A 15,989-nucleotide genomic window follows, 5' to 3' on the forward strand; every position below is an offset into this window, starting at 1 on the left:
GTTCTCATGACCCAGCAGTACCCGAACCGCGCTGCGGCGCCCACCGCCACCTACCGGCTGCAACTCCAGCCGGATTTCCCCTTCGACGCGGCCCGTGCCGCCGTACCCTACCTCGCCTCGCTGGGCGTCTCCCACCTGCACCTGTCACCCGTGCTGGAGGCGGTGCCGGGGTCCGCGCACGGCTACGACGTGGTCGACCACACGCGGGTGCGGGAGGAGCTGGGCGGGGAGGCCGGGCTGCGCGCGCTCGCGCACGCCGCGCGGCGGCACGGCATGGGGCTGGTCCTGGACATCGTGCCGAACCACATGGCCGTGCCGGCCCCGGCCCGGCTGAACCGGCCCCTGTGGGAGGTGCTGAGGGAGGGTCAGGAGTCGCCGTACGCGCGCTGGTTCGACATCGACTGGGAGGCGGGCGGGGGCCGGCTGCTGCTGCCGGTGCTCGGCGACGACCTGGGCCGCGACGCGCTGGAGGTGTCGGACGGGGTGCTGCGGTACGGGCCGCACGCGTTCCCCCTGCGCGCGGGCACCGCCGGCCTGCCGCTGCCCGAGCTGCTGGCCGCCCAGTGGTACCGGCTCGGCTGGTGGCGGCTGGCCCGCACCGACCTCAACTACCGCCGGTTCTTCACGATCTCGGAGCTGATCGGGGTGCGGGTGGAGGACCCGGCGGTGTTCCGGGCCACCCACGACAAGGTGCTGGAGCTGGTGCGCGACGGGGTGGCCCAGGGGCTGCGGATCGACCACCCCGACGGGCTGGCGGACCCCGAGGCGTACCTGCGGCGGCTGGCGGAGGAGACCGGGGACCGGGCGTGGACCGTGGTCGAGAAGATCCTGGCCCGCACGGAACGGCTGCCGGCCCGCTGGCCGGTCGCGGGCACCACCGGGTACGACGCGCTGTACCGGCTGGACGGGCTGCTGACGGATCCCGTGGGCGCGGCCGGACTGGCGGAGCTGTACGCCGAGTTCACCGGGCTCGCCGGGGCGGAGGGCGGTGCGTGGGGGGCCACGGCCCGGCAGGCGGTGCGGGAGCTGCTGCGGCACGACCTGGTGGCCGAGGTGGAGACGCTGGTGCGGATGGCGGTCCGGAGCCGCGCGGCGGACGCGGGGGCCGTCCGCGAGGCCGTGCGCGAGCTGCTGGCGGCGGTGCCGGTGTACCGGCCGTACCCGCGGGACGGGGGCGCGGCGGTGGTACCGGAGCCGGGGGCGCTGCGCGGCGATCCGGGGGCCCTGGCGCTCGTACGGGAGCTGGCCCTGGGCGGGGACCCGGCCTTCGAGGCGCGGTTCGCCCAGACCTCGGCGGCGCTGCGGGCCAAGTCGCTGGAGGACCGGGCGTTCTACCGGTACGCGCCGCTGCTGTCGGCCACCGAGGTGGGCGGGGACCCGGGGCGGCCGGCGGTGCCGGTCGGGGAGTTCCACGCGTACGCCGCCGGGCTCGCCCGGGACTGGCCGGACACCGGGACGGTGCTCTCCACGCACGACACGAAGCGCAGCGGCGACGTGCGGGCCCGGATCGCGGTGCTGTCGCAGTGCCCCGGGCGGTGGGCGGAGGTGCTGGGGCGGCTGCCGGACGGGCCGGACCGGCAGGTGGTGTGGGTGGCGGCGCAGACGGTGTTCGGCCTGGGCGAGCGGGAGCCGGAGCGGGTCGCGCGGGCGCTGGGCAAGGCGGTGAAGGAGGCTTCGCTGCGGACCAGTTGGACGGATCCGGATCCCGAGTACGAGGCCGCGGTGGAGGAGTGGGCGGCCGGCGCGGACCTCTCGCCGGTGCTGGAGCTGGCCGCCGAACTCGCCCCGCACGCCCGGGCGAACGTCCTCTCGGCGACGCTGCTGCACCTCACGATGCCGGGCGTCCCGGAGGTCTACCAGGGCTGCGAGAGGGACTACCGGGCACTGGTCGACCCGGACAACCGGGCCCCCTTCGCCCCGCCCCGGGGCACGCTCCCGGCCGGGCCGCCCGGCGGGGACGAGAAGCTCGCGCTCACCCGCGCCGCGCTGCTGCTGCGCCGGGCGCGGCCCGCCGCCTTCGGCGCGCAGGGGGGCTACGAACCGCTCGCGGTGCGGGGGCCCGCCGCCGGGCACTGCGTGGCGTTCTGCCGGGGCGGCGAGGCGGTGACGGTGGCCACCCGGCTCTCGCTCCGCCTCGCGGAGGCGGGTGGCTGGCGGGACACCGAGGTCCGGCTCCCGCCGGGCCGCTGGGCGGCCGTGTTCCCCTCGCCCGAGCCCCCGCTCTCCGGCGGCTGGCAGCCCGTGACCCGCCTCCTCACCGGAGCCCCGGCCACGCTGCTGGCGCGGGAGTCCTGAGTCGGGGGGAGGGGCGGGACATCTGCCGGCCCCGCCCTTTCCGGGTTCTGCCGGGGTGGGCGTCGTGGACGAACCGGATGCAGTGGGTGAACTGGTGGAGCGTGTCGGCGATCGGCGACGCGCCCTGCGCAGGAACTGCCTCGGGGTACCGCCCGGCCCCGCCGGCGCTTGAGGCGGGGGGACGGGCGGAGCTCGGGGGGACGGGGTCCGGAGCGGAGCCCCGGTGAACGGGAGAAGGGCGGGGTGGGGGCCGCCCCGCAGGGCCGGGACCCGCAGCAGGGGCGGGCCGTTGCCGGCGGACGCCCCCGCCCGGTGGGGCTCCGGGCGGCGGGGAGGCCGGGACGCGGCAGGCCGGGCGGCGGACGGGCGGTCCGGAGGGGGAAGGTCAGGCCAGGGCCGTGTCCAGGAGGGACGTGGCCGCGTCCACGGCGGCGGTCAGGGCGTCCGGGTCCGGGGTCGGCGGGAGGGTGGTCAGGACGGCGTCGATGCCGCGCAGGCCGGCCCGTTCCAGCAACCGCTTCTCGTTCGTCACCCACTCGCCGCGCGCCGCCAGCACCGCGTGCGCCCCCTGGCAGGCGGCCGTGGCGATCGCCCCGGCCGTCTCCGTGGCCCCGCCCCGCGCGGCGAAGGCGGCCCGCGCGTAGCCGAGGGTGGCCCGCGCGTCGCCCGCCCAGCGCTCGGCCGCGCTGCGCCGCAGCGCCTCCGGGTACGCGGGCTTGGGCAGTTCCCCGCGCAGCGCCCGGTTCACGGCCAGCTCGGCCACCACCAGGTACGTGGGGATGCCGGCCAGGTGGAACATCAGCCGCTCCACCGCGAACCGCCCCTCGCGCGCCTCGGCGAGGTGGTGCTCGACCTCGTCGAGGTCCCGGTAGTGGACGTCGATGCGCCGGCCGTCCACCTCCAGCCAGGCGCCGCCGTTGAACACGCCGCCGCCCCAGCCGCCGAGTTCGGACACGTGGCCCGGCCAGCCGAGGGCCCGTACGTCCTCGGGCGAGAAGGCGCCGCGGTAGTAGACGGCGAAGTCCCAGTCGCTGTCCGGGCCGTGCGTGCCGGAGGCGCGGGATCCGCCGAGGGCCACGGCGACCACGCCGGGGATGCCGGCGAGCCACCCGGCCACGTGGTCGGGGAACGACTCGTCGTCGTGGACGTGTCCGGACGGGGACGCGGTGTTACTGATCATGGTCGGAGCCTAGTCCGCCGCCGCGGGGGCCGCGCCGCCGTTCGGGGGACCGCCGGTTCCGGGACCGCAGGCCCGGGCCCCGCCCGCCACCGCACCCAAATCGGTACCGGGACCGCGGTACACGGGACACTGGGCGGGCACAGCTACTGGGGTGACCCTTTTCCGTGACACGTGCTATCCCACCGCCGGCGAACTGGCCGTGACCGCCCGGGTGCTCGCGGACGAGCACCCGGAACTGGCCCGGCTGCGCCAGGTCGGCAGCTCCCGGGCCGGCCGCCCCCTGTGGCTGCTGTCCGCGGGCGAGCGTACGGGCCCCCGGGACGCCCTCGTCGTCGCCGGGGCGCACGCCAACGAGCCGGTGGGCGGGGCGACCGTGCTCGCGCTGGCCCGCCGGGTGCTCCGCGAGCCGGCCCTGCGCGCCGTCGGCTCCTGGCACTTCCTGCTGTGCGCCGACCCGGACGGCGCGGCCCTGCACCGGACGCCGCGGCCCTACACGCTGCTCGACTACCACCGCAACTTCTTCCGGCCGCCCGGCCCCGAACAGCCCGAGTGGGCGCCCTCTTTACTGCCCCCGGACCGGCTGCCGCCCGAGACCCGGGTCCTGCTCGACGTGATCGACGAGGTGCGGCCGCTGCTCCAGGTGTCCCTGCACGGAACCGACCTCGGCGGCAGCTGGGTGCAGCTCACCCGGGACATACCGGGCCTGGCGGAGCCGTTCGGGAAGTCGGCGGCCGAGCTGCGCATCCCGGTGGAGACCAGCGCCTCGGACGCGGCCGGCTGGCCCTCCCCCGGGCCCGGGATCTTCGTGATGCCGGATCCGGGCGGCGCGGACGCGGAGGTGTTCCACCCCGAGGACACCCGGCTGTCGACCTGGTACCACGTGCACCGCCACGCGGGGACGACCGCGATCGTCGAGGTCCCGATGTGGGCCAGCGACCTGGTGGACGACCCGGCCCCGCACCCCGATCCGCGGGGCGCCATGCGCGTGCTGGCGGCGCGGCTCACCGAGGACGCGCGGCGGGTGGCGGAGGTGCTGGCCGCCGCCCGGCCCGGGCTGCCCCGGGAGGAATCGCCGCTGCTGCGCGCCGTCGACTGGACCCTGGCGCTGATCCCCGCGCTCACGGAGCAGTGGCGGGACGGGGCGCCGCCGGAGGCGACGGCCGCGTACGTGGGCAGCGTCGACGCCTTCGCGTGGCGGCTGGCACTGCGGGCGGCCGCGATGCTGCTGCGGGTGCTGCGGACCGCCGGGCACCCTGCCGCGCCGGGGCTGGACCGGCTGGTCACGGGCTGGTGCGCGGAGTTCGGGGCCCGGTTCGAGGCACGCTGGGTGCCGGTGGCCACGCAGGTCGAGCACCAGGCGCGGACGGCGGTGGCGGCGTACCGGAAGCTGGCGGTGGCGTCCGGCTGAGCGGGGTGTCACCGCCCGGGATGCCAGGTGTACCGCTGCTTGGGCCGGGAACGGGCGCCGAGGCGGTCGTAGAACGCGATCGCCCCGGCGTTCCACTCGGGCGTCTGCCACTGCACCTCGGCCAGGCCGAGGGACCGGGCGTGGTCGCGTACGGCCGCCATCAGCGCGGCACCCAGGCCCCGGCCGCGGGCGGCCCCGGTGAGGTAGAGGCAGTCCAGGTGGAGGTACCGGGCGCCGTCCCAGAAGGCGAACTCGGTGGACAGCGCGGCGTATCCGAGGAGTTCGCCGTCGGTGTCCTCGGCCACCAGGACGGCCAGGCCGGGGTCGCGCTCCGCGCCGAAGAGGAGCGGGCGCAGGCGGTCGGCGAGGCCCGGGGCGGGCGGGTCGGCCCGCTCGTACGCGGCGTGTTCGCGGATCAGCCCGACGATCCGGGGGAGGTCGGCGGCGACGGCGGGCCGGACCGGGGGGACGGGGCCGGTCGCGGGGGCGGGGGTGGTGCCCGGCGTGATGCCCGGGTCCGGCGTGGCGGTGGGGCCGGGTGCGGTCGCGGGGTCGGGTGCGGCGGCGGGGTGCTCGGTCATGCCCGCCATCCTGCGCGGCCGGGCCCGCGGGCCGTCGGCCGGGTCCCCCGTCGCCGTCGCCGTCACCGGGGCCGGTCCCGGCCCCGGTGGGCGGCTCAGTCCGTCGAGAGCCGGAAGGACATGCTGCCGAAGCCCACCTGGTCGCCGTCGCGGACCACCGTCGAACCGGTGACGCGGCGGCCGTTGACCGTGGTGCCGTTGGTGGAGCCGAGGTCGTGCAGCACCCACAGGCCGTCCCGCATGCTCAGCTCGGCGTGGACGCGGGAGACCGTGTCGTGGCTGAGGCGCAGCCCGTTGCCGGGATCGCGTCCGATCCGCAGCGCGTGCGAGCCCGGCCGGGGCAGCAGCAGCTTGGGCAGCTTCTCCTTCTGCCAGGCGCGGCGGACGTCCACCGTGACGGCCGAGAGCCGGCTCACCCAGCCGAACAGCCGCTTGCTCCACGGGTTTTCGGTGGCCAGGTCGGCGGTGAGGGCGCGCAGCTCCTCGGAGCGGCGCGCGACGAGGGCGAGTTCCATGCGGCGCAGGAAGGTGTCGTGGGACAGCTTGCCCTGGGCGGCTCCCTCGCGGAGCAGGCCGAGGGCGCGGTCCCGCTCGGCGTCGGACAGCCGCGCGGGGTAGGTCTGGAACTCGAAACTCGACGTCACAGGGTGATTGTCGGCCCGTCAGTGCCGGAGTGTCCAGAAGAGCGCCGTCCGGGCGGGGATGATGGACGCGGGCATGTTGGCACCGTCGGCTACGAGGGGACCGGTCCATTGCGGTTCGAGGTGTGGGCACCAGAGGCGGAACGCGTCGCGCTGCGGCTGGACGGGGGCACGCGCCCGATGGCGCGCGATCCGCGGCGGGCGGGCTGGTGGGTGGCGGAGGCGCCCGCCGCCGACGGGGACCGGTACGGGTTCCTGCTGGACGGCGACGAGGTGGTGCGGCCGGACCCGCGGGGGCGGCGGCTGCCGGACGGGCCCGACGGGCAGAGCGCGGTGGTGGAGACGGCCCGCTTCGAGATCGGTGCCATGTCACACGTGACCGTGTTGCAGGACGCGGTGCTGTACGAGCTGCACGTCGGCACCTTCACCCCCGAAGGCACCTTCGACGCGGCCGCGGAGCGGCTGGGGCACCTCGTGGAGCTCGGGGTGACCCACGTGTCCCTCATGCCGGTCTGCCCGTTCCCGGGACGGCACGGCTGGGGGTACGACGGGGTGGCGCCCTGGGCGGTGCACGAGCCGTACGGCGGGCCGGCGGGGCTGGCCCGGTTCGTGGACGCGGCGCACGCGCGGGGCCTCGGCGTGGTGCTGGACGTGGTCCACAACCACCTGGGCCCGTTGGGGAACCACCTGCCCGCGTTCGGCCCGTACTTCACCGACCGGCACGCCACCCCCTGGGGTGCGGCGGTGAACCTGGACGCGCCCGGATCCGACGAGGTGCGGGCGTACCTGACCGAGAGCGCGCTGGCCTGGCTGCGCGACTACGGGATCGACGGACTGCGGCTGGACGCGGTGCACGCCCTGGCGGACGACCGGGCGCTGACGTTCCTGGAGGAGCTGGCCGGGGCGGTGGACGCGCTGGCCGCCGAACTGGGCCGCCCGCTCTTCCTGATCGCCGAGTCCGACCGCTGCGACCCGCGGACCACCACGCCCCGCTCCTCGGGCGGCCTGGGCCTGCACGCACAGTGGAACGACGACTTCCACCACGCCTTGCACACCACCCTCACCGGCGAGTCCCACGGCTACTACGAGGACTTCGCGCGGGCCCCGCTCGCCGCGCTGGCCAAGACGATGACCCGGGCGTTCTTCCACGACGGCACCCACTCGTCGTTCCGCGGCCGGCGGCACGGGCGGCCGGTGGACCGCCGCCGCACCCCCGCGCACCGGTTCCTGGGGTACGCGCAGACCCACGACCAGATCGGCAACCGGGCGCTGGGCGACCGGCTGGCGGCGAGCCTCTCCCCCGGCCTGCTGGCGTGCGCGGCGGCGGTGACGCTGACCGGGCCGTTCGTGCCGATGCTGTTCATGGGCGAGGAGTGGGGGGCCACGACGCCCTGGCAGTACTTCACCGACCACCCCGATCCGGCGCTGGCCGAGGCGGTGCGGACCGGCCGCCGCCGGGAGTTCGCGGCGCACGGCTGGGCCGCGGCCGACGTGCCGGACCCGCAGGACCCGGCGACCCGGAACCGGTCGGTGCTGGACTGGCAGGAGCCGGGCAACTCCCCGCACGACCGGCTGCTGGACTGGCACCGCACCCTGGTCGCGCTCCGGCGGCGCCAGCCGGACCTGCGGGACCCCGACCTGGCGGCGGTCCGGGTGGCCTTCGACGAGGAGCGGCGCTGGCTGACGTACCGCCGGGGCGACGTCAGGGTGGCGGTGAACTTCTCGCCGCACCCGGTGACCATCGCGCTGGGGCACAACGGCGTGCGGGTGCTGGCCGCCTGGCAGCCGACGGACCCGCCGGGCGCGGACGGCCGGCTCCACCTGCCGGGCGAGTCGGCGGTGGTGCTGGGGCCCTGACCCGGGGGCCCGACGGACCGGCCCGCGGCCGGGCCGGGGCCGGGCCGGGGCCGGCCAGGTCGGGAGCCGGCCCGGCCAGGTCGGGCCGGAGCCCTGCCGGGTCGGGCGGGGGCCCGCCGGCTCAGGCCGGGGCCCGGCGGCGGGCCGGGGCGGCCGGGGCGGCGGGGGCCGGGACGGCCCGGGGGTGCCGGGCGCGGTGCAGCTCGTAGTACTTGAGCTGGTCGTCCTCGGCGACCAGGCGCAGGCCCACCGCCGTCATCACCCGCTGCGATGCGACGTTGTCGTGTGACGTGTCACCGCGCACGCTGTGCGCCCCCAGCTCCCACGCCAGGTCCACCAGCGCCCGCAGCGCCTCCGTCGCGTACCCCTGCCCGCGGGCCGAGGGGATCAGCCCGTACCCGATGGTGACCCCGCCCTCCTCGTCGGCCGGGCCGTGGAAGCCCAGTCCGCCGATCGCGGCCCCGTCCGAGCGGCGCCGGATCTCGTACGCGCCGAACGCCCCGGGGTCACCGGACTCCGCGCACGTGGTCAGGAAGTTGCGCGCGCCCACCAGGTCGACCTCCGCCGGGTAGCCGGCCGCCCAGCGGTCCGCCGGGAGCGGTGCGCGCGCCAGGAGCCGCTCCGCGTCGGCGGCGCTCATCGGATGCAGGACCAGTCGTGCGGTTACCACGTCACCCATGACAAGGCTGACTATCACATCGCCCCGGGGTTCGCCTACGACCCGTCAGTTTCCCGTCGCGCTTTTGACGCACGGCGTCCGCCGGCCGCCCCGGGCCGCGGCCTCAGCCGACCACGGCCATCTCGCGCGGCGCGTTGTTCAGGCGGCGCCCGCCGTCCTCCGTCACGGTCACGATGTCCTCGATCCGCACCCCGAACCGCCCGGGCAGGTAGATGCCCGGCTCGATCGAGAAGCACATCCCCGGCACCAGCGGCCGTTCCTCGCCCTCCACCATGTACGGCGGCTCGTGCGTGGTGACGCCGATGCCGTGCCCGGTGCGGTGGATGAACTGCTCGCCGTAGCCCGCGTCGGTGATCACCTTCCGGGCTGCCCGGTCGACGTCCTGGCAGCCGATCCCGGGCCGGACCGCCTCGAAGGCGGCCTGCTGCGCCTCGCGCACCACGTCGTGCACCTGCCGCTCGGCCGCCGACGGCTCCCCGACGTGCACGGTCCGGGAGATGTCGGAGCCGTAGCCGTGCTTGAGGCCGCCGAAGTCCAGGACGACCATGTCGCCCTCGGCGATGACCCGCTCGCCCGCCTCGTGGTGCGGGTTGGCGCCGTTGGGACCGGACCCGACCACGGTGAAGTCGACCTGGGAGTGGCCGTGGCGGCGCAGCAGCCGGGCGAGGTCGGCGGCCACCTCGCTCTCCCGCCGCCCCGCGAAGCGCACGCCGAGGACCTCCGCGTACGCCGCGTCGGCGGCCTCGCCCGCGGCGGCGAGCCGGGCCAGCTCCCGCTCGTCCTTCACGGCCCGCAGCATGGGCAGCACGTCGGTGACCGCCGAGTAGGTCGTGCCGGGCAACTCCCGCTGGAGGCCGAGCAGGTGCATGGCCCAGGCGTTGTCGCTGACCGCGAAGTGCCCGTCGACGTCGAGGCTGGGGGCGGCCGCGGCGTAGGGGCTGCTGCCGTCGGACCAGTCGCGCAGGGTCAGCGCGGGCGCGCCCGGCGCGGCCTGGGCGTCGGGGGCCTCCAGGGCGGGCACCACGAGCACCGGGTCCTGGCCGGCGGCCAGCACGAGCAGGGTGAGCCGCTCCGTCTCGATGGGCTGGTAGCCGGTGAGGTGGGTGAGGTCGGGGCCCGGCGCGATCAGCAGTCCGGCGAGGCCTGCGTCGGCGGCGGCCGCCGCGGCGCGTTCCATCCGGGCGGCGTAGTCGGCCGCGGTGAAGGGGGCGGGCTCGGGGTGCTCACGGTGCGGACTCGTCATGGTCATCATCCTGGCGCCCCGTCAGGCGGCCCGCCAGCGCAGCGGCGGCTCCCTCCAGGGTGCCGGAGGAGAGGAGCTCCGTACGGTGCACCAGGCGCGGGGCGGCGAGGGGTACGGCGCGTCCCGCGGGGCAGCCGCGGGCGACCCGGTCGGGCAGCAGGGCGAGGCCGTGGCCGGCCGCCGCGAGGGCGCAGAGGGTGTGGACGTCGGTGCCCTCGTAGCGCAGGGCGGGGGTGAGGCCGCCGGGGCGGGCGCCGGCGGCCGCGGCGAGGGCGTCGAGGGGGAAGCCGGCGCCGGGCGCGTCGAGCCAGCGCGCGTCGGCCAGGTCGGCCAGGCGCAGGGCGGTCCGGTGGGCGAGGGGGTGCCGGTCGGGCAGCAGGACGGCGAGGGGGCCCTCGTCGGCGCCGACGACGCCCAGGGGTGCGACGTCGGGCAGCCGGAGGGGGTCGTCCGGGGCGGCGACGCCGTCGACGAGGGCAAGGTCGCAGGCGCCGGTGGCGACGGCGGCGGGGATCTCCTCGCGGGGCAGGACGCGCAGGGTGACGCCGGTCGGGGGCAGTGCGGCGAGGGCGGCCGGGCCGAGGGCGAGGGGGCTGGCGGCGAGGGTCAGCTCGTCGGGCGGGGCGGCGGCGAGCCGGGCGATGTCGGCCCGGGCGGCGTCCAGGCGGAGCAGGAGGGGCCCGGCGTGTTCGAGGAGCCGTTCGCCGGCCCGGGTGGGCGCGACGGGCCGGCGGGTGAGCAGGACGGTCCCGAGGTCGCCCTCCAGTGCGGCGATCTGCTGGGAGACGGCGGACTGGGTGTAGCCGAGGGTGTGGCCGGCCGCGGAGAAGGAGGCGAGCCGGGCCACGGTGACGAAGGTGCGCAGGAGGTGCGGGTCCATGGGCCCCAGGATGGGCCATGATCACCATTAGTGTTGCTGATGCGCGGTGCAGGAATGATCGTTGGCGCTGAACGGCTCCGGCGTCCCAGGATGGTCCGCATGACGATCGCTCGTATCGCCCTCGTGGGCGACCGCTCCCCTCATGTGACCTCTCACGTCCGCGTTCCCGGACTGCTCGCCGCGCTCGCCGAGCGGGACCGGCTGGTGCTGGACGCGTACTGGATCCCGACCGCCGACGCGGAGGCGGAGGCCGCCTCCGGCGCGCTGGCCGGGTTCGACGCCGTCTGGGTGCTGCCCGGCAGCCCGTACGCCAGCGAGGCGGGTGCCGTCGCGGCGGTCCGTACCGCCCGCGAGGCGGGCATCCCCTTCCTGGGCACCTGCGGCGGCTTCCAGCACGCGCTGCTGGAGTACGCGCGGAACGTGTGCGGGCTGGCCGCGGCCGCCCACGCCGAGAACGACCCGGAAGCCGAGGACCCGCTGATCGCGCCGCTGGCCTGCTCGCTGGTGGGGCACGAGGGGGTGGTCCGGGTGGTGCCGGGCAGCCTGGCCGAGTCGGTGCTGGGCGCGGAGCGTTCGGTGGAGCGGTACCACTGCAACTACGGGCCGGATCCACTGCACCTGCCGGCGCTCCAGGCGCACGGGCTGGTCCTGTCGGGTCGGGACGAGGACGGGCAGGTGCGGATCGCCGAGCTGCCGGGGCACCCGTTCTACCTGGCCACCCTGTTCCAGCCGGAGCTCCACGGGGACGGGAGCCGGCCGCACCCGGTGGTGCGGGCGCTGGCCGCGGCGGCGGTGGAGCACGCCCGGGCCCGTGCGGGCGCCGGCGTCTAGGACGTACCCGGGCCCGGCCGGACCGCGGCCGGCCGGCGCTCCACGGGGGTGGGCGGCGGCCGGCGCGCCCCGGCCCGGGCCGCGGTACGGGCCGGGGCCGGCGTTGCGCCGTACGGGTGGCGCGGAGGCGGTCCGCTGATCGGCTATGCTGTGCGTGCACATCGAACGGGTGGTCCGCCGCCCGTCGTGGTGGGTGTAGCTCAGCTGGTAGAGCACCTGGTTGTGGTCCAGGTGGCCGCGGGTTCGAGTCCCGTCACTCACCCTGTGTCCTGTGGGGCGTACGAGTTTCTCGTACGCCCCACAGGCGTTTCCGCGGGTCAGGCGGGGCGCAGGAACGCCTCGACCTCCGTGGCCAGGGCCACCGGGGTCTCGTGCATCGGGTAGTGGCCGGCGCCCGGGACGACGCGGATCTCGCAGTTCGGGTACCAGACCTGCCAGGTGGCCCGCATCACGTCCTCGGTGAGCGCGAGGTCGTACTGGCCGACGAGGACCAGCACGGGGACGGTGCTGCCCTTCACGGCCGTGGACAGGTCGAGGGTCTGCCAGCTGGTGAGGTAGCCGCCGAAGGCCTCGGGGCGGGAGACCTCCAGGGAGTGCCGGACCATGCGGTCCAGCCAGTGGCGGCTCGCCCGGTTGCCGGTGACCAGGTCGAGGATGGCCAGCCGCTTGGCCGGGTCGTCGGCGGCGCCGTGGAAGAGGGCGTGCGTGGCGTCGTCCATCTCGTACGGGGCGGCCGGCACCGGCGCGAGGCCGACCAGCCGCTCGACCCGCTCGGGCGCGCGGACCAGCACCTGCTGGACGGCCTTGCCGCCCATGGAGTGACCGACCAGGGAGAAGGTGGTCCAGCCGAGCTCGTCCGCGAGGGCGAGCACGTCGTCGGCGATCTCCGGCAGGGTGTAGCGGCCGGTCTCGTCCTTGCGCAGCCCGTAGCCGCGGTAGTCGGGGAAGGCGTACGTGAAGGTGTCCGGGTCGAGGTAGTCGAGCACGGAACCCCAGTTGGCCGAGGTGCCGAACCAGTCGTGCAGCACGATGACGTGGTTCGGCCCGGTCCCGACGGTCCGGTGGGCGATGGCCATACGGTCTCCTCGCGGTGGCGTGGCGTGGCGTGGCGTGGCGGGGTGCGCGGGCGCACTGACGCCGTATGGTCTGCCCACCGGACCGGGGATCACACCGGCCGGTGCGGCCGCCGGGTCACGTGGCGGCGGTGCCGGGTCACGCGGTGGCCGTTGCGGGTCACGCGGTGGCGATGCCGGGGTCGCTGACGCCGGAGGCGCCGGTCTCCACGTGTCCCGCGAGGCGGCGCAGGAAGGTGCTGTCGCCGTCGGAGACGACCGTCAGGTCGTACCAGCTGCGGCCGGCCCGCAGGTCGATGCTCTGCGTGAGCGTCGCGCCGGGGCGGACGGTGAAGGTCTGCGCGGCGCCGCCGTACGCGTTGGTGACCGTGAGGTGGACCTCCGCCGCGCCCGCGTTGGTGAAGGTGAGGTCGATGTTGCCGGTGGTGGAGTTGTGGCGGGCGGTGACCTCGGGGCCGGCGGTCTTGCCGGGGTTGCGGAAGCGGCGCAGGAAGCCGTTCGGGCCGTGCACGGTGAGGTCCGTCAGGCCCTTGGAGTACTTGCTGTTCCAGCTGTCCGCGACGGTCTTGCCGGCCTCCGCGGTGTACGTCCAGGGGGCGTCGGTGCGGTTGGCGGAGGTCACGTAGAACTGCGCGCCGGCCTGCGGGCCGCCGCTGAAGGTCAGCTGGTACTTGCCGGTGCTCGGGGCGGCCAGGCCGTCCACGTACGGCGCGTACCGGAGCGGGCGGGTGGGCTTGGAGCCGGGCTCCTGCTTCGGCATGGTGCCGACCGCCGGGGCGGGGGCGAGGAAGTCGGGGTGGCGGTCGCGGTCCGGCGGGTGGTAGCCGGCGGTCGGCGGCAGCACCGCGGCGCTGCTGTCCGCGCGGCTGAAGTCGAAGGCCGAGGTCAGGTCGCCGCAGACGGCGCGGCGCCAGGGCGAGATGTTGGTCTCCTTCACCCCGAAGCGGCGCTCCATGAACTGCAGGATCGAGGTGTGGTCGAAGGTCTCGGAGCAGGTGTAACCGCCGGTGCTCCACGGCGAGACGACCAGCATCGGGACGCGCGGGCCGAGGCCGTAGGGGCCGGCGACGTACCCCGTCCTGCCGGGGAAGTAGTCGAGGGCGGTGGGGGCCGTGGACAGGCCCTCGGCCGCGGATCCGGGGGCGTACGGGGGCACGACGTGGTCGAAGAAGCCGTCGTTCTCGTCGTACGTGATGAACAGTGCGGTACGGGCCCACACGTCGGGGTTGGAGGTGAGCGCGTCCAGCACCTGCGCGATGTACCAGGCGCCGTAGTTCGAGGGCCAGTTGGAGTGCTCGGAGAAGGCCTCGGGGGCGGCGATCCAGGAGACCTGGGGCAGCCGGCCGGCCTGCACGTCGGCGCGGAGGAGGTCGAACAGGCCGTCGCCCGCCTTGGCGTTGGTGCCGGTGCGGGCCTTGTCGTAGAGCGGGTTGCCGGGCTGGGCGTTGCGGTAGGTGTTGAAGTACAGCAGGGAGTTGTCGCCGTAGTTGCCGCGGTAGGCGTCGTTGATCCAGCCCCAGCTGCCGGCGGCGTTCAGGCCGTCGCCGATGTCCTGGTAGATCCGCCAGGAGATCCCGGCCTCCTGGAGGCGCTCGGGGTAGGTCTTCCAGCCGTAGCCGGCCTCGGCGTTGTTGAGGACCGGGCCGCCGCCGGTGCCGTCGTTGCCGGTGTACCCGGTCCACATGTAGTAGCGGTTCGGGTCGGTCGAGCCGATGAACGAGCAGTGGTACGCGTCGCAGAGGGTGAACGCGTCGGCCAGCGCGTAGTGGAACGGGATGTCGTTCCGGGTCAGGTACGCCATCGTGGTCGCCGTCTTGGCGGGCACCCACTGGTCGTACTTGCCCTTGTTGAAGGCCTTCTGGCCGTCGGCCCAGTCATGGTTGAGGCCCTGGAGGAACTCCATGCCGAGGTCCTCGCCCGCCGGGCGGAAGGGCAGGATCTCCTTCTTGCCGTCCGACTGGTTCCAGACGGGCTTGCCGCTGGGCAGGGTCACCGGGCGCGGGTCACCGAAGCCGCGTACGCCCTTCATCGACCCGAAGTAGTGGTCGAAGGAACGATTCTCCTGCATCAGGACCACGATGTGCTCGACGTCCTGGAGCGTACCGGTGGTGCCCTGGGCGGGGATGGACGCGGCCCGGGCGATGCTGTCGGACAGCATGGTCAGCGCGGCGGCGCCACCGGCCATCTGCATGAACCGGCGTCGGTTGAGTTCTGCCATCGGGGTGTCGACCTCTGGGGTGTGAGGGGGAGGCAAGGGGCGCCCCTAGAACAGCGCTCAAGGGGTACCGCCCGGAGACTCCCCCGTGACGCCCCGCGGTACGCCAGGCGAACGCCTCCCCCCGTTCACACCGGTCACGGCCACACCGTGGCGGGTGTGAAACCGGGGAGGGGGGTGGGGTGGTGGGGTGAGGGAGGGGCCGGGGCGCGGGGGCCCGGGGCGGGGGTCGGGGATCCGGTCGAGGCACGATGGCCGCGACACGGGGGGCGGGGATCCGGGGCGCGGTGCCCGGATCGGCTGACCCATGGTCCCCGCGGCGGCGCCGGGGCAACCGACCGCCCGGGCGGCCCGATCGCCGGGGCAGCTCGACCGCCAGGCCGGGGCAGCTCAGCGGTGGCGCCGGGGCGGGCGGCGGGCCACGCCCAGGACGGCGTCGGTGCGGAAGTAGCCGGCCTGGCGGGAGTCGACGCTGGCGGCGGGGTTGTCGCCGAGCAGCACGAGGTGTCCGGGCGGCACGGTGTCCTCCGGGACGTCGGCGAGGGCGGGTACGGCGGCCCGGGGCACTGGGTCGCCGGGGACGGCGGCCACCCGCTTGATGATCCGGACCGGCGCGCCCCCGAGGGTGCCCTGGGTCAGCACCACGGCCACCCCCGGCCGCGGCGCGGACCAACGGCGCACCAGCACCCGGTCGCCGTCGTGGAAGGCCGGCTCCATGCTGGCCCCGCGCACGGTGACCAGGACGAACGCCCGCGCGGGCAGCGCCGCGAGCGTGAGCAGCCCGGCCCCCGCGGCAACGTAGGAGGCCGCCCCGTACGCCCCGACGGCGAGCAGCACCCCGGCCGCGGCCCAGCCGGCGGCCGCGAGGAGGGGCAGCACGGGGAGCCGCCGGGAGGCCCGGCGCCCGGGCGGGGGCCCGGGGTGCGCGGGGCGGTCTCCCGGCGCTCCCGCAGTCGACGCCGGGGCCGGCGGCGGCCCCTGGTGCACCGTCAGCTTCCCCTGGGGGCAGCATGGTTGGGCGCCCCTGGGCCCGGGAATCGGCTGGACCGCAGCCGGCCGGAACCCAGGCGCCTCCGGGACGCCGCGGTGGCCGGACGCACCGGACC

Annotated in this window: 13 protein-coding genes and 1 tRNA gene; 5 read left to right on the forward strand and 9 right to left on the reverse strand. The window is 76.1% G+C overall.

Annotation, left to right across the window (positions count from 1 at the left end; genetic code table 11):
• Positions 1-6 precede the first annotated feature (6 nt).
• Positions 7-2,295 (forward strand): malto-oligosyltrehalose synthase, encoded by a 2,289-nt coding sequence (treY, locus tag ACIQUR_RS17735; protein WP_403664993.1) that lies wholly within the window; start codon positions 7-9, stop codon positions 2,293-2,295.
• Positions 2,296-2,680: 385 nt separating this feature from the next.
• On the opposite strand, the gene ACIQUR_RS17740 is transcribed toward treY, so the two are convergent.
• Positions 2,681-3,475: a nucleotidyltransferase domain-containing protein gene (locus ACIQUR_RS17740; protein ID WP_403664995.1), complete on the reverse strand. Its 795-nt coding sequence runs from the start codon at positions 3,473-3,475 to the stop codon at positions 2,681-2,683.
• Positions 3,476-3,626: 151 nt separating this feature from the next.
• Here ACIQUR_RS17740 and ACIQUR_RS17745 point away from each other — a divergent pair, with 151 nt between their 5' ends.
• Positions 3,627-4,883: a M14 family zinc carboxypeptidase gene (locus ACIQUR_RS17745; protein WP_403664997.1), complete on the forward strand. Its 1,257-nt coding sequence runs from the start codon at positions 3,627-3,629 to the stop codon at positions 4,881-4,883.
• Between the two features lie 8 nt (positions 4,884-4,891).
• On the opposite strand, the gene ACIQUR_RS17750 is transcribed toward ACIQUR_RS17745, so the two are convergent.
• Positions 4,892-5,464, reverse strand: a complete 573-nt coding sequence (locus ACIQUR_RS17750) for a GNAT family N-acetyltransferase (RefSeq protein WP_403664999.1) — start codon at positions 5,462-5,464, stop codon at positions 4,892-4,894.
• Between the two features lie 95 nt (positions 5,465-5,559).
• Complete coding sequence (locus tag ACIQUR_RS17755) at positions 5,560-6,108, reverse strand: DUF1707 and FHA domain-containing protein (RefSeq protein WP_403665000.1); 549 nt, start codon at positions 6,106-6,108, stop codon at positions 5,560-5,562.
• Between the two features lie 108 nt (positions 6,109-6,216).
• Between ACIQUR_RS17755 and treZ the strand changes: the two genes are divergently transcribed.
• On the forward strand, positions 6,217-7,962 hold the full coding sequence (gene treZ / locus ACIQUR_RS17760) for a malto-oligosyltrehalose trehalohydrolase (protein WP_403665002.1): 1,746 nt from the start codon (positions 6,217-6,219) through the stop codon (positions 7,960-7,962).
• A 121-nt stretch (positions 7,963-8,083) separates the two neighbouring features.
• Here the strand turns inward: treZ and ACIQUR_RS17765 are convergent, their stop codons facing one another.
• The 3 genes from ACIQUR_RS17765 to ACIQUR_RS17775 all read right to left on the reverse strand — a co-directional run bounded on the left by ACIQUR_RS17765 (position 8,084) and on the right by ACIQUR_RS17775 (position 10,764).
• The gene (locus tag ACIQUR_RS17765; protein ID WP_403665004.1) at positions 8,084-8,641 is read right to left on the reverse strand and encodes a GNAT family N-acetyltransferase; all 558 of its coding nucleotides are present in this window, start codon (positions 8,639-8,641) and stop codon (positions 8,084-8,086) included.
• 103 nt (positions 8,642-8,744) lie between these two features.
• Positions 8,745-9,884 (reverse strand): M24 family metallopeptidase, encoded by a 1,140-nt coding sequence (locus ACIQUR_RS17770; protein ID WP_403665006.1) that lies wholly within the window; start codon positions 9,882-9,884, stop codon positions 8,745-8,747.
• Entirely contained in the window at positions 9,865-10,764 is a 900-nt protein-coding gene (locus ACIQUR_RS17775) for a LysR family transcriptional regulator (RefSeq protein WP_403665008.1), read from the reverse strand. Before ACIQUR_RS17775 ends, ACIQUR_RS17770 begins: the two co-directional genes overlap by 20 nt.
• Positions 10,765-10,863: 99 nt before the next feature.
• Between ACIQUR_RS17775 and ACIQUR_RS17780 the strand changes: the two genes are divergently transcribed.
• Together ACIQUR_RS17780 and ACIQUR_RS17785 are read left to right on the forward strand one after the other, a co-directional pair.
• Entirely contained in the window at positions 10,864-11,595 is a 732-nt protein-coding gene (locus ACIQUR_RS17780) for a hypothetical protein (RefSeq protein ID WP_403665010.1), read from the forward strand.
• Positions 11,596-11,784: 189 nt separating this feature from the next.
• Positions 11,785-11,857, forward strand: a tRNA-His gene (locus tag ACIQUR_RS17785).
• Between the two features lie 55 nt (positions 11,858-11,912).
• Here ACIQUR_RS17785 and ACIQUR_RS17790 read toward each other — a convergent pair.
• The 3 genes from ACIQUR_RS17790 to ACIQUR_RS17800 all read right to left on the reverse strand — a co-directional run bounded on the left by ACIQUR_RS17790 (position 11,913) and on the right by ACIQUR_RS17800 (position 15,762).
• Positions 11,913-12,671 carry an alpha/beta fold hydrolase gene (locus tag ACIQUR_RS17790; protein ID WP_403665012.1) on the reverse strand — a complete coding sequence of 253 codons (759 nt, stop codon included), beginning with the start codon at positions 12,669-12,671 and terminating at the stop codon, positions 11,913-11,915.
• A gap of 157 nt (positions 12,672-12,828) precedes the next feature.
• The gene (locus ACIQUR_RS17795; protein ID WP_403665014.1) at positions 12,829-14,886 is read right to left on the reverse strand and encodes a phosphocholine-specific phospholipase C; all 2,058 of its coding nucleotides are present in this window, start codon (positions 14,884-14,886) and stop codon (positions 12,829-12,831) included.
• Positions 14,887-15,273: 387 nt separating this feature from the next.
• Positions 15,274-15,762, reverse strand: coding sequence for a S26 family signal peptidase (locus ACIQUR_RS17800; protein WP_403665016.1), 489 nt, complete (start codon positions 15,760-15,762; stop codon positions 15,274-15,276).
• Positions 15,763-15,989: the final 227 nt, after the last annotated feature.

Source organism: Streptomyces sp. NPDC101132, from assembly GCF_044759225.1.
GTDB lineage: Bacteria > Actinomycetota > Actinomycetes > Streptomycetales > Streptomycetaceae > Streptomyces.

Bases quoted from the DNA above. Each gene is read 5' to 3' on its own strand.
- treY (WP_403664993.1), top strand. From the start codon at position 7: ATGACCCAGCAGTACCCGAACCGCGCTGCGGCGCCCACCGCCACCTAC.
- ACIQUR_RS17740 (WP_403664995.1), bottom strand. From the start codon at position 3,475: ATGATCAGTAACACCGCGTCCCCGTCCGGACACGTCCACGACGACGAG.
- ACIQUR_RS17750 (WP_403664999.1), bottom strand. From the start codon at position 5,464: ATGACCGAGCACCCCGCCGCCGCACCCGACCCCGCGACCGCACCCGGC.
- ACIQUR_RS17765 (WP_403665004.1), bottom strand. From the start codon at position 8,641: ATGGGTGACGTGGTAACCGCACGACTGGTCCTGCATCCGATGAGCGCC.
- ACIQUR_RS17770 (WP_403665006.1), bottom strand. From the start codon at position 9,884: ATGACGAGTCCGCACCGTGAGCACCCCGAGCCCGCCCCCTTCACCGCG.
- ACIQUR_RS17775 (WP_403665008.1), bottom strand. From the start codon at position 10,764: ATGGACCCGCACCTCCTGCGCACCTTCGTCACCGTGGCCCGGCTCGCC.
- ACIQUR_RS17780 (WP_403665010.1), top strand. From the start codon at position 10,864: ATGACGATCGCTCGTATCGCCCTCGTGGGCGACCGCTCCCCTCATGTG.
- ACIQUR_RS17790 (WP_403665012.1), bottom strand. From the start codon at position 12,671: ATGGCCATCGCCCACCGGACCGTCGGGACCGGGCCGAACCACGTCATC.
- ACIQUR_RS17795 (WP_403665014.1), bottom strand. From the start codon at position 14,886: ATGGCAGAACTCAACCGACGCCGGTTCATGCAGATGGCCGGTGGCGCC.